Source organism: Gallibacterium anatis DSM 16844 = F 149, assembly GCF_000379785.1.
Taxonomy (GTDB): domain Bacteria; phylum Pseudomonadota; class Gammaproteobacteria; order Enterobacterales; family Pasteurellaceae; genus Gallibacterium; species Gallibacterium anatis.
Map to the genome: position 1 here is coordinate 1 of NZ_KB903729.1, position 13,329 is coordinate 13,329.

12 protein-coding genes are annotated in these 13,329 nt (G+C 40.8%); 10 read left to right on the forward strand and 2 right to left on the reverse strand.

The annotated features are described in order from the left end of the window. The 3 genes from A3EO_RS0110025 to A3EO_RS0110035 all read left to right on the forward strand — a co-directional run. On the forward strand, positions 1 to 243 hold a 243-nt coding region (locus tag A3EO_RS0110025), incomplete at its 5' end, for an IS3 family transposase (protein WP_018347042.1). A gap of 25 nt (positions 244 to 268) precedes the next feature. Beyond that, complete coding sequence (locus tag A3EO_RS12915) at positions 269 to 712, forward strand: DMT family transporter (protein ID WP_267895495.1); 444 nt, start codon at positions 269 to 271, stop codon at positions 710 to 712. Positions 713 to 783: 71 nt separating this feature from the next. Further along, a complete protein-coding gene (locus tag A3EO_RS0110035; protein WP_018347044.1) occupies positions 784 to 1,344 on the forward strand; it encodes a YtfJ family protein in 561 nt (186 codons plus the stop codon). Between the two features lie 70 nt (positions 1,345 to 1,414). Here the strand turns inward: A3EO_RS0110035 and A3EO_RS0110040 are convergent, their stop codons facing one another. Continuing rightward, positions 1,415 to 1,678: a GrxA family glutaredoxin gene (locus A3EO_RS0110040; RefSeq protein ID WP_013745458.1), complete on the reverse strand. Its 264-nt coding sequence runs from the start codon at positions 1,676 to 1,678 to the stop codon at positions 1,415 to 1,417. A gap of 153 nt (positions 1,679 to 1,831) precedes the next feature. Between A3EO_RS0110040 and nfsA the strand changes: the two genes are divergently transcribed. The 3 genes from nfsA to A3EO_RS0110055 are packed head-to-tail and all read left to right on the forward strand — an operon-like array spanning position 1,832 to position 4,340. Beyond that, on the forward strand, positions 1,832 to 2,548 hold the full coding sequence (gene nfsA, locus A3EO_RS0110045; protein ID WP_018347045.1) for an oxygen-insensitive NADPH nitroreductase: 717 nt from the start codon (positions 1,832 to 1,834) through the stop codon (positions 2,546 to 2,548). After that, a complete protein-coding gene (locus A3EO_RS0110050; RefSeq protein ID WP_018347046.1) occupies positions 2,545 to 3,456 on the forward strand; it encodes a RimK family alpha-L-glutamate ligase in 912 nt (303 codons plus the stop codon). Before nfsA ends, A3EO_RS0110050 begins: the two co-directional genes overlap by 4 nt. Positions 3,457 to 3,470: 14 nt before the next feature. Further along, a complete protein-coding gene (locus A3EO_RS0110055) occupies positions 3,471 to 4,340 on the forward strand; it encodes a ferritin-like domain-containing protein (protein ID WP_018347047.1) in 870 nt (289 codons plus the stop codon). A gap of 606 nt (positions 4,341 to 4,946) precedes the next feature. Here the strand turns inward: A3EO_RS0110055 and A3EO_RS13555 are convergent. Next, complete coding sequence (locus A3EO_RS13555) at positions 4,947 to 5,108, reverse strand: hypothetical protein (protein WP_018347048.1); 162 nt, start codon at positions 5,106 to 5,108, stop codon at positions 4,947 to 4,949. Positions 5,109 to 5,503: 395 nt separating this feature from the next. Between A3EO_RS13555 and A3EO_RS0110065 the strand changes: the two genes are divergently transcribed. Genes A3EO_RS0110065 through A3EO_RS0110080 form a run of 4 tightly spaced genes read left to right on the forward strand, consistent with a single transcriptional unit; the run spans position 5,504 to position 12,767 of the window. Then, positions 5,504 to 7,135: a class I SAM-dependent DNA methyltransferase gene (locus A3EO_RS0110065; protein WP_115241500.1), complete on the forward strand. Its 1,632-nt coding sequence runs from the start codon at positions 5,504 to 5,506 to the stop codon at positions 7,133 to 7,135. Between the two features lie 10 nt (positions 7,136 to 7,145). Beyond that, positions 7,146 to 8,363: a restriction endonuclease subunit S gene (locus A3EO_RS0110070; RefSeq protein ID WP_018347050.1), complete on the forward strand. Its 1,218-nt coding sequence runs from the start codon at positions 7,146 to 7,148 to the stop codon at positions 8,361 to 8,363. Continuing rightward, positions 8,360 to 9,562, forward strand: coding sequence for a hypothetical protein (locus tag A3EO_RS0110075; protein WP_018347051.1), 1,203 nt, complete (start codon positions 8,360 to 8,362; stop codon positions 9,560 to 9,562). Before A3EO_RS0110070 ends, A3EO_RS0110075 begins: the two co-directional genes overlap by 4 nt. Before the next feature lie 43 nt (positions 9,563 to 9,605). Beyond that, on the forward strand, positions 9,606 to 12,767 hold the full coding sequence (locus A3EO_RS0110080) for a type I restriction endonuclease subunit R (RefSeq protein WP_018347052.1): 3,162 nt from the start codon (positions 9,606 to 9,608) through the stop codon (positions 12,765 to 12,767). The last annotated feature ends 562 nt before the right edge of the window (positions 12,768 to 13,329 follow it).

Genomic DNA, 13,329 nt, shown 5'->3' on the forward strand with positions numbered 1-13,329 from the left:
TTATTAGCTGAGCACAATATTGTGCAGAGTATGTCAAGGAAAGGCAATTGTTTAGATAATGCCGCGATGGAGAGTTTCTTTGGTCGGATGAAAGTGGAATGTTTTTATGGCAAAACTTTCGACAGCATTGAAGAACTTGAATCTGTTATCAAAGAATATGTTCGTTATTACAATGAGGAAAGAATACAATTAAAATTAAATGGACTGAGCCCTGTTCAATACAGAATTCAGTCCTTAAAATAACAGTCTAACTTTTCGGGGTCAGATCATTGATGTCTGGGGCTGTTTTTTAGTGTTGGCATCCACAGTCGTGTTTGCCTTTACCACACGTTGGGCAAAAATAATTATGAAAGACGTTTCGCCACGCAGTTACACCGCCGTCACCATTATGCTGGGAATGATCTTCTGTATTCCGTTCACGCTGTTGCTCAATCAACAATGGCATTTTGATCCGCCACCAATCGACTTGGCAGCACTGCTCTATCTCGGCATTGTTTGCAGTTGGCTGGCACCGAAAATCTGGAACAGCGGTTTGCCCTCTGTTTCCGCCAATATTTCCGGCGTGATCTCGGCGCTTGAGCCGATCTTCGGCATCCTGTTTGCTATTCTGTTTTTGCACGAAAAAATTAATTGGAAAATCGGTAGCGGCATTGCGTTGGTTTTGGGCGTTACCTTTGTTTTTATTTTGCACGCCGTTCGCAATAAACAGTGATGTTTGAATCAGGCAATTCTTGCTAAAATGACTTCTCTTTTTATTTGGAATAAATCGATTTTGAAATGACTATGAAATTATTAAAAACACTTTTTATCATCAGTGCGGTCACCTTACCGTTTACAGCAAATGCGCATAATTTAACCCCCGGCAAAGCACCGCTCACCGTCAGCAATGTACAAAGCGGCGAAGTGCTGCTTAACGGCGGCAAAGTGCAATATCAAACGTGGAACAGCAACAGCCTTAACGGCAAAGTTCGCGTTGTGCAACATATGGCTGGACGTATTTCCGTCAAATCGATGAATGATCCATTGATGGACAAAATCAAAGCTGCCAATTTCCCACACGATAAATATCAAACCACCACGATTGTCAACACTGCCGATGCCACACTCGGAATGAGCAGTATGGCAAAAAGCAAAACAGAAAGCGGCAAAAAAGAGTTTCCCTACACAATGGTTGTGGTTGATGATAACGGCAAAGTGAAACAAAGTTGGCAATTACAACCGGAAAATTCATTAATTATGGTGTTGGATAAACAAGGCATTGTCCGTTTTGCCAAAGAGGGCAAACTCTCGGATGCCGAAAATCAACAGGTGATTACATTGGTTTCTGAATTGATTAATAAGTAATTACGCAAAAAAATACCCCACCGAACGGTGGGGTATAACATCATTGTTTTACTCTAAATTTAACTTGGTATTAAGCCACAACACCAAATTTTTCTTTCATCAATGCTTCAAAATCAGTGCAACCACCGATTGGTTTTTCATCGATAAAAATTTGTGGAACGGTTTCAACCGGTTTACCAACAGATTTAGAAAGATCCGCTTTGCTGATGCCTTCTGCGATAATATCAACATAACGGTAATCAAAATCCTCAACGGTGTTTTTCAATTTTTCCGCCAACTCTTTTGCTCTTCTGCAATATGGGCAACCCGGACGACCAAAAATTACTGTATACATTATTGACTCCTTAATTCAATTAATTAACGAAAACGCTGTTATTCTACCGCAAGATAAATCAAAGCGTGAAACTATTTTAAGCATTGTAGCGATTGGTATATCATATCAATCCAAATCATTTTAATTGAAAATTTTTGATTAAAGGAGCTGAATATGTCCCAAGATGCCGTAAAAACCTTACATCATCACCGTTCTATCCGTAAATTTTTAGACAAAGAAATTGATGCCGATCTACGCCAGCAGTTGATCCAATCCGCCAGAATGGCATCCTCTTCCAACCATCTGCAATGCGTTTCCATTATCCGCATCACCGATCAAACAATGCGTCAGCAGTTAATGGCGTGGTGTTCAAACCAACAATATGTCGCTTCCGCCCCTGAATTTTGGGTGTTTTGTGTCGATTTTGCCAAACACGCTGAAATTTTTCCGCAAGCACAACTTGATTGGACAGAAGTGTTGCTTATCGGTGCAGTTGATGCCGGGATTATGGCGCAAAATGTTTTAGCCAGTGCCGAACTGCTCGGTTTAGGTGGCGTTTATATCGGTTCTTTGCGTAATCAAATGGCGAAAGTCGGTGAATTATTGCAATTACCAAAACACACTTTGCCATTGGTTGGAATGTGTTTAGGTTACCCAAACCAAGATCCACCGCTAAAACCACGTTTACCGAATGAAATGATGTTTTTTGAAAATCACTACCAAGCGTTAGATAAAAACAAATTAGCCGAATTTGATCAACTCACTGCCGACTATTACCAAGCTCGCAGCAATATCGACAACAACTGGAGCAAAAACGTCATCAAAGCATTGGATAAACCGGTTCGTCCGGGCGTATTGCCTTACTTACAACAAGGCTTCGCTAAAAAATGAAATTATTAATGCTCTGCCGTGAGCCTCGCCTTTATAGCTGTGTACGTTTGCAAGAAGCAGCACTGGAAAGCGGTCATCAAATGGATATTCTTGATCCGAACCGCTGCATTCTACAACTGCCGCACCAAGGCACACCGCGTCTTTATTATCAGGCTGTAGAGGCACAAGAATATCAACCGTTGCCACATTATGATGGCGTAATTCCCCGTTTCGGCACCACCAGTACCGAAATGGGCTGCCGTGTTCTGCGCTATTTTGAAACGCTCGGCACCCCGATTCTTAACGGTTCGCAAGCTTTTGCACTGGCACGTGATAAATGGCAAAGCCTGCAACTGCTGCATCAACACCAGTTACCCGTGCCGACCACCACGCTCGGCGGTAATGAAGTGAGTGCTGAATTAATCTCACAAAATATCGGCTCACCGGCAATTTTAAAAACCTTAGCCGGCGCACAAGGTATCGGCGTAATGTTAATGCCGGAAAACAGCAGCACCACCAGTGTGTTGGAAACGTTAAAACACGCCAATATTCCGGTGTTGGCGCAACAATTTATCAGCGAAGCCAAAGGCGATGATTTACGCTGTTTTGTGATTGGCAATCGCGTCATCAGTGCAATGGAACGTCAAGGCAAACTCGGCGAATTTCGTGCCAATTTCCATCGAGGCGGCAGCGCCGTGCCGGCAACACTGACCGCACAAGAACAACAATTAGCAATTAAAGCGGCACAAGTTATCGGGTTGGATGTTGCCGGTGTAGACATTATCCGCACCCATCAAGGCCCTATGATTTTAGAAGTCAACGCCAGCCCCGGTTTAGAATTAATCGAAAAAACCAGCAAACTGGATATTGCACTGCAAATGATTGTTTATTTAGAGAAAAAAATCACCTCTGCTGCAACCAGCGAATAAATTAAAGGAATAATATGACCCCCGAAATCATCCCATTTTGGCAAGCGATCACCACTGCATTGTCAGAAAAAGATCCACAAAGAAAATGCGATTTAGTCAATCAATTAATGGCACAGGATTGGCAATGGCAACTACTTGAAAATATTGATAATTATCCGATAGTAACGCCAAATGATGACATTGTCGGCATTCCTGATCAACCGAAATTGGTTGCCCCACAGGATGTACCGAAACGCGCCTTTGCCAGTGCGGAGGGCTACGCTGCCACCTTTCACGCCATTGCCCATATTGAATTTAATGCAATTAACCTCGGCTTAGATGCGGCGTGGCGTTTTGGCCGTGCCGCACAACAACAACTCGGGCAAGGCATTGCCTTTGTTAAAGATTGGCTCAAAGTGGCGCACGAAGAAACCTACCATTTCTCACTGGTGAAACAACATCTAGCTTCTCTCGGTTACCAATATGGCGATTTTGAAGCGCACGCCGGTTTATGGGAAATGGCACAAGCCACCGCCCACGACATTTGGCAACGAATGGCATTAGTGCCTCGAGTCTTGGAAGCACGCGGTTTAGATGCCACACCGCCGTTACGTGAAAAAATGGCACAGCGTAAAGATATGCGTGCGGTTGAAATTCTCACCATTATTTTGAATGAAGAAATCGGACACGTTGCTATCGGCAACCATTGGTACCACGCTCTCTGCCAACAGCGCCACCTTGATCCGCTCACCAGTTTTTCCTATCTATTGCGACAATATCGGATCGTGATTTTTAAAGGTGTAATCAACACCGATGCTCGTCTACAAGCCGGTTTTACGCAGTTTGAGTTGGATTGGATTAAGGAGATTGAGGAGTCGTTAAAGAGGGAAAGGGTAAGGGGTTAATTTTCGCCCAAAGGGCGACCCCATTTTACTGCGGTTGTGCCTTGCATTGATGCTTTGGTTTCGTTCAAAGGGCGACTTCATTTTTCTGTGGCAAGTTTAGGTTTCGACCTAAAGGTCGACTTCATTTTACTGCGGCTGCCCTTGCATTGATGCTTTGGTTTCGCCCAAAGGGCGACCTACTTTTCTTTGCTTGTGCAAAGCAAAGTAGGCAAAAGAAACACACCCTGAACGCTTGCTTTTCCTCATTCCGGTCAGATTTTCCGGGCGGCAAAAAAACAGATTTTTCGAGCAAGCTCGAAAAATTAACACTTTTTTTGCCTGAAAATCTTCCCTGCATTCGGGCAAGCGTTAAAGGGAACCCATTGGCGCATTTATCGAAATTTGTGATTGGAAATAAATTAAAGACACGATTTCACGATTAAAAATTTTTCACTGAACAAGATAAAATCCCCCTTCCCCCTTTACAACTTGCCTGAATGAGCGGCGAAGTGGCTAGGAGAATTTTTCGTGTTTGAGTCCCCATTTTGCCACGCAGTGGCGTTTAAAATGGGGGCGAGTTTAAAAATTCTCCGTCTGCCACTCCGCGAAATGAAGAACAGCAAGTTGTCAGGGGCGTGCTTTTTTTGCTTCGTTTTTTTGCACGAGCAAAAAAATGAAGTCGACCTTTAGGTCGAAACCTAAACTTGCCAAAGAAATTAACTGGATCATCGGCACAATATCGAACCAATCCAACATCCAACTCACCACAAATCTAAATAAAATCCCCATTTCCCCCTTTACAACTTGCCTGAATAAGCGGCGAAGTGGCTAGGAGAATTTTTCGTGTTTGAGTCCCCATTTTGCCACGCAGTGGCACTTAAAATGGGGACGAGTTTAAAAATTCTCCGTCTGCCACTCCGCGAAATGAAGATTAGCAAGTTGTCAGGGGCGTGCTTTTTTTGCTTCGTTTTTTTGCACGAGCAAAAAAATGAAGTCGATCTTTAGATCGAAACCCACACCAAAAACAACACTTCAAAACCACCCACAAATTGCTATAATCAACACCAATTATCACTAACCGACAGGAACAAAAAAATGAGTTTATTAGAGTCAAGTCAAGTCAAGTCAAGTCAAGTCAAGTCAAGTCAAGTCAAGTCAAGTCAAGTCAAGTCAAGTCAAGTGGAATTGTAACGCCTGATCTGCGCCAGCAGCAAGCCTTTCTGAATGAGCTTGACGCTCGCCTCTGGAAAGCTGCGGATCAACTGCGCAATCAGCTCGATGCCGCAAATTATAAACATATCGTTCTTGGTCTTATCTTTTTAAAATATATCTCCGACAGCTTCACCGCTTTCCGCAAAAAACTCTTCACCGAATTGCAAGATCCGCAAAATCCGTTCTATCTCGATCCGAATGGCTATTCTGCCGAAGAGTATCAAGCTCAGCTTGAGGAAGAGATGGAAGAACGCGACAACTACACCGCTGAAAATATCTTCTGGGTGCCGGCACAAGCACGTTGGGAAAATCTGAAAAATGTAGTGATTCTGCGCAAAGGCTCGGAATTGCCTTGGGGCGGCACATTCCGTGGCGTGGCGAATTTAATTGATGATGCCTTCACCGCTATCGAAAAAGAGAACCCAAAATTGAAAGGCATTATCCAACGCATTTCCGGCTTTGATGTTGAGGAGCAAACCTTAATCGGCTTGGTCAATCTCTTTTCCGACACCCATTTTAATCAACCGACCTACAACGGCGAGCCGATTTCCTTAGCGGCGAAAGATATTCTCGGCCACGTTTATGAATATTTCCTCGGCGAATTTGCGTTGGCAGAGGGCAAGAAAGGCGGTCAATATTTCACGCCAAAATCGATTGTAACGCTGATTGTGGAAATGTTGCAGCCGTATCAAGGGCGCATTTATGACCCGGCGATGGGCTCGGGCGGTTTCTTTGTGCAGACCGAAAAATTTATTGAGGCGCACCAAGGCAATATCAACCAAGTGTCGATTTATGGGCAAGAATCAAACCCGACCACTTGGAAACTGGCAGCGATGAATATGGCAATTCGTGGCATTGAATTTGATTTTGGCAAAAGCAATGCCGATAGCTTCAAACAACCGCAACACATTGATAAGAAAATGGATTTTGTGATGGCAAATCCGCCGTTCAATATGAAAGATTGGTGGAATGAATCATTGCAGGATGATCCTCGCTGGCAATACGGTATTCCGCCGGAAGGCAACGCTAACTTTGCTTGGTTGCAGCATATGCTTTATCACCTTTCGCCGAATGGCAGAATGGGCTTGCTGTTGGCGAACGGTTCAATGAGCAGCCAAACCGGCGGCGAGGGCGAAATTCGTCAACGCTTGCTTGAAGCCGATTTGGTCGAATGTATGGTTGCGTTGCCGGGGCAGCTGTTCACTAACACGCAAATTCCTGCCTGTATTTGGTTTTTAAACAAAAACAAGCCGCGCGCAAAAGAAGTGCTGTTTATCGATGCGCGCGAAATTGGTTATATGAAAGATCGAGTTTTGCGTGATTTCACTGCTGAAGACATCGCTAAAATTGCCGACACCTACCACGCTTGGCAGCAAAACAACGGCTATGAAAACCAAGCCGGCTTCTGCTACGCCGCCAGCCTTGACGAAATCGCCAATAATGATTTTGTTCTCACTCCGGGGCGTTATGTCGGCACAGCAGAACAACAAGACGACGGCATACCCTTCGCCGAAAAAATGCAAAAACTCACCGCACTTTTAAATGAGCAGTTTGCACAAGGACGCGCGTTGGAAGAAGAAATTAGAAAGAGTTTGGGGATTTAGGAGAAATTTTATGAAAACGTTAGAACATTTCCTAAAATTTAAAAATGGTAAAAGCTCTCCAGCTCGAATTGAAGATGGATTGTATCCTGTTTTCGGATCTAACGGTATTATTGGATATTCAAATCAATATAATACTAGTTCTAATACCATAATCATAGGAAGAGTTGGCTCATATTGCGGGAGCATCTATTTTTCAAAACAAAAGTGCTGGGTTACAGATAACGCAATTATTGTCAATGCTAAATCATTAGATGATGATAAATTTTGGTATTATTTTCTAAAAAATCTTAATTTAAATAATTTAAAGGTAGGCTCTGGACAGCCATTATTAAATCAACTAATTCTAAAATCTATACCTGTTCCATTAGAATTAAATGTAGAGACAAGAAAAAATATTAGCAATACTATATCTATCTTTGATCAAAAAATAGAACTCAACACCCAAACCAACCAAACCCTAGAGCAAATCGCACAGGCGATTTTCAAGCATTGGTTTATCGACTTCGCCCCCGTACACGCCAAAGCCAACGCCTTAGCCGCAGGAGCAAGCCCAGAGCAAGCCGAACTTGCCACAATGGCAAGCCTGAGCGGAAAAACCCTTGCAGAAATCACCGCACTTCAACACACCACCCCCGAAGCCTATCATCAACTCCAACAAACCGCGAGGGCTTTCCCTAGTGAGTTTGTGGAAAGTGAAATGGGATTAGTGCCGAAGGGGTGGGAGGTGAAAAAGATTGATGAAGTCCTTCAAAAAATTCCTGTAGGGAAAAAATATAACCAAAAAACAACCGTACCCGATGGAAAGATTCCCGTTTTAGACCAAGGCAAATCAGGCATTATTGGTTTTCATAATGATACAGCAGGTGTTAAAGCAAATATTCAAGATCCTGTTATCGTATTCGCTAATCATACTTGCTATATGCGATTAATACACTTTGACTTTAGCACAATCCAAAATGTATTCGCCTTTAAAGGGAAAAATATCAATATTTATTGGATATATTTAGCAACTTTAGGAAAACAAAAATTTGTTGAATATAAAGGACATTTCCCTGATTTTTTAATCAAACAAATTGTTGTTCCACCTAAAGAATTAACAGAAATTTTTGGCAATATAGTAAAAGATAGTTTTTCAAAAATTGCTTTGAATTTAGATACTAATGAAACACTGGCAAAAACAAGAGATTTATTATTACCTAGACTTTTGAGTGGGGAGATTGAGTTATGATAGAAAATATAGATCACATTTTAAACAAAGGTATCATATTCATTAGGATAACAGAAAATGATGCAAATGGATTTTATTTTGATAAAAATAAAGGATACTCTATCTCTTTCCATCATTCAAAAACTAAAAAATACAAAAAGGGAATGCTTGTATTATTGGAAAATCAACCTGAAAATGAGTACTTTTTATTCTTTGTAAAAAATAAACAAAAAGCAGACTCATCACATAAAAAAATTATTCTCTCTAGGGAATATAAGAAAATCAATTGTAATATTAGAAAAATTATTAGCAACTTGCCAAAACGCCTATTAAATGATACCCAAAAACGATTAAAAGAAAATCTTTTTGTGTTTGGTGAAAAAACAGGAGTATCTATATTCAATGATATTTTTGATAATGATGAAAAAGTTAAAGAATGGATTTTGAACAATCTTTCCAATAGAGACGTTATTTATAAATTAGAAAAAATAGCTGTTGATAATATTTTAGCGTTGGCAGATATGGAAAGCCAAGATGAAGTAAAAGATGACGGAACATTACTAGAGGATCTGATTATTACAAAAGATGCTTCTTCATTTTTTGATAATGAATTTGATAAAAGCTCTGACAATTACGGTACTTATTTTTACAAAAAAAATAATGAAAGTTTAGCAATTATTATTGCTAATAGAACGCAAATTGAAAAATTTATGGGTATTGATTTAGTTTATATCAATGAAATACATCAAAGCATTACACTAATTCAGTACAAAATGTTAAAACAAGAAAATAATGAATGGATCTCAAGAGATAACAGTTTAAAAACTCAAATTGAAAAAATGAATTTAGTTTTCAAAGATTTAGATAAAAATTCTATGACTTATAGAATGAGTGCTAATCCATTTTTTATTAGATTTATAAAAAACAAAGAAATTAGAAATACAGTACAATCATACACCATTCCATTAGAACAATACTTAATTATGGAAAACAATGGCGAATTTAGTGGTTCTAAAGGTGGATTTTATATTTCAAGTTCAAAGTTAAAAGGTAGAAGTCTGAGCATTAATACAGTAAATGAATTAATAAGAAATGGTTTTTTTGGTATATATCCTGAAAACTATAATCAATTACTCAAGATTATAAAAGACATACAAAAAAATAATGCTGACACTCCTATCGCTCTAGGATATAAAAAATATTTAAAGAATAAAAATTAATCTAAAAACTACCACACTGATAACGGAATATAAAAGGAAACCAATGAAAATCAACGAATCCACAATAGAACATCAAGCGATTGAACAGTTGCAATCGCTTGGTTGGCAATATGCTTACGGCAAGGAGGTGTTGCCTAATGAAGCATACCCTTGGCGTGAAAATCGCAATGAAGTGGTGTTAAAGCCGCTGTTATTACAAAGTTTGCAAAAAATTAATCCACATTTGCCGGAAGAAACGTTGCAAGAGGTGGTGAGCTCGGTGTGCAAAAGCGATATTTCGTCCGTGGAAGAACGTAATAGACAGTTTTACCAGCTGTTAAAGCAAGGGGTGAAAGTCCATTATCAGCAAAACGGACAGGAAAAAAACGATGTGGCGTTATTGGTCGATTTTAAACATCCGGAAAATAATCTGTTTTATGTGATTAATCAGTTGGAAATTCAAGGCATAAAGGGCAAGCGAATTCCTGATATTTTGTGTTTTGTGAACGGTTTGCCGTTGGTGATTTTTGAGTTAAAAAATCCGCTTGATGTTAAGGCGGATTTGGAGCGTGCCTTTAATCAGTTGCAAACTTATAAAAAAGAAATTGAAGAGCTGTTTGTGTTTAATCAGATAATGCTGATTTCAGACGGCACCGCGGCACGAGTCGGTTCATTAACCGCCGATTTGCAACGTTTTTCCCCTTGGAAAGTGGTGGATGAAAGCAATCGCAGCCGGCGTTTAATCTTTGAAGATGAGCTTTCCGGCGTGTTGCAAGGCTTGTTTTCGCCGCAGGTGCTGCTGGATTATCTGCACGATTTTATTGTGTTTGAGAATGACAGCAAAGGTCGCACCATTAAAAAAATTGCCGCCTATCATCAATTTTATGCAGTCAATGCGGCGGTGGAAGCCAGCATTCGCGCGGTGGAAAATAATAGCCGCAAAATCGGTGTGGTTTGGCATACGCAAGGTTCGGGAAAATCGCTCTCAATGCTGTTTTATGCCGGCAAATTGATCAGCCAACCCGAGCTGAAAAATCCGACCATTGTGGTGGTGACCGACCGTAAGGATCTTGATGGGCAGTTATTCACCACGTTTAGCCAAGATCAGGATATTACGCAACAGCCCCCTATTCAGGCAGATGGGCGTGAAGCATTGCGTGAAGAACTGGAAAAACGGGCAAGCGGCGGCATTATTTTTACCACGATTCAAAAATTCGGTTTACGTGAGGGCGAAGCGGATCATCCGGTGTTGAACAGTCGTCATAATATTATTGTCATCAGCGATGAAGCGCACCGTTCGCAATATGGCTTTGCACAGAAAATTAATCAGGGAATGTATCGCGAGGGCTACGCTAAATATTTGCGTACTGCATTGCCGAATGCCGGTTTTATCGGTTTTACCGGCACGCCAATCAGTTTGGAAGACAAAGATACACAAGAGGTTTTCGGCGACTATATTTCGATTTATGACATTTATGATGCGGTCGAAGATGGTGCGACTGTGCCGATTATTTATGAGGCTCGGCAAATTCCATTGACAGAGAGCAGTAAATATTCATTGGCAATGCGTGAAGCGGAAAATTTACTTGATGATGACGATGAGGAGAATTTCCAATTCCGGTTGCGTGAACAGTTAATGGGCACGGAACAGCGTTTAAAGCGTTTGGCGGAAGATCTGGTCAATCACTTTGAAATTCGTAATACCCTTGCCGAAGGTAAAGCAATGGTGGTGGTGATGAGCCGCCGCATTTGCGTGAAACTTTATAATGAAATCATTAAGTTACGCCCTGAATGGCATAGCGATGATGTCAATCAAGGCGTAATCAAAATTATGATGACCGGCAATGCCGGCGATCCACCTGAAATGCAAGCACATATTTATTCTTCTCAAGATAAAAAGATCTTGGAAAAGCGGTTTAAAGATGCGGAAGATCCGCTAAAAATCGTGATTGTACGTGATATGTGGCTAACCGGTTTCGATGCACCTTGTTGTCATACGATGTATATCGATAAGCCGATGCAAGGGCATAATTTGATGCAGGCGATTGCAAGGGTTAATCGTGTTTTCCGCAATAAAAGCAAGGATAACGGCGGTTTGATTGTCGATTATGTCGGCTTGGCGGAAGAGTTGAAACAGGCAACGATTCAATACACCAACTCCGGCGGTAAAGATCGGGTGAAAACCGATATTGATCAGGTGTTCCAAAAAATGTTGGAATATTTGGACATCATTAAAGGGCAATTTGCCACACCGGTAGACGGAAAAGTCTTTCCGCTCGGCGAAGCGTTAAAAATCAATCAACAGGATGCGTTAATAAAAGCCATTCTTCAGGCTGCCAATCATATTGTGGCATTAGATCGTGTTAATCAGCAAGCTGATGACAGCAGCGATAAAACACCAAGAAAAAATGCTTTTTTACAGGCAGTGCGTCAAGCGAAGAAAGGGTTGTCGTTATGTGGTGCAATGGAAAAAGTGCAGCCTTATCGGCAACAGTTGGCATTTTTTGATGCTGTGCGTGCAACCATTATTAAACAGGAACGCCAAGCCCCATCATCTACTTCACCGCAAGAACGGCAACTTAAATTGACGGCGTTATTAAATCAGGCGGTACGTTCGGAAGAGGCGATTGATCTGTTCGCTTTAATCGGCGAAAAACGCCCTGATATTTCGTTGTTGTCGGAAGAGTTTATGCAGATGGTGAAAGATAGCGACATTAAAGATTTGTGGCTAACTGCAATTGAGGGCTATCTTAAATCAGAAATTCGTGAGAAATCAGCTAATAATTTGGCAACACAAAAACGCTTTGAAGAGAAATTAAAAGAGGCGATGAATCGCTATCACAATCATAATTTGACTGTGATAGATATTATTAAAGAGTTGTTGGCAATGGCAAAAGAATTTGAACAACAGCTCGCCAAAGGGCAAGAATTGGGATTAAGCGACACTGAGTTGGCATTTTATGAGGCCTTAATTCGTAATCAGAGTGCGGTTGAAGTGATGGGTGATCAGGCGTTGATTCCGTTAGCGAAAGAGATTACTGAGCAATTACGCAAATCAGTTACTGTTGATTGGCAATATAAGGAGTCCGTTCGTGCCAAAATGCGCAGATTAATCAGACGCGCCTTATCAAAATATAAATACCCACCTGATCTGGAAAAAGAAGCGGTTGAATTTGTATTACAACAGGCAGAAGTGGTTGCAGAACAATTAAGTGATAATGCTTAATTTCTCTTCACTGCTACACGCGATGTATGATGTATAAACAAACGCTGCATCGCGTGTAACTTTACGGAATAGCGGAAAATATTGTCTATAAATAAACGATAATGTTTAAAAAACGTTGTACAGACAGATTCATAGAAAAATATGCATATACTTTTTCTAAATATCGCTGATAAGGCTCTTATAAAATAGTCTTATGAAAACAACAGTATTTGATTTTTTATTGTGAGTATCGTATGGATTTTAGTACAGGTTATCTGCTAGATGAGAATGCTGGTTTTTATTTAGCGTTGTATCATAAACAATCAATTATAATCTACCGTTAAAAAAGCAAAAAAACGCTAACCTATCGGTTAGCGTTTCCAGACTGCTGACAAACCTCTAGACATACCTCTAGAGGTTTGATCTAATAGGCATATCGAAAAAAGGAAATGCCTATGCTCAAAAATACACCCTCACTCCAATATGAAATCGAGATGATAAGTCTCGAACAACTCGTTCCAAAAGACCACCTTGTCCGTAAAGTCGCGAAAGCCATCGATTTTGACTTCATTCGTGATGAAGT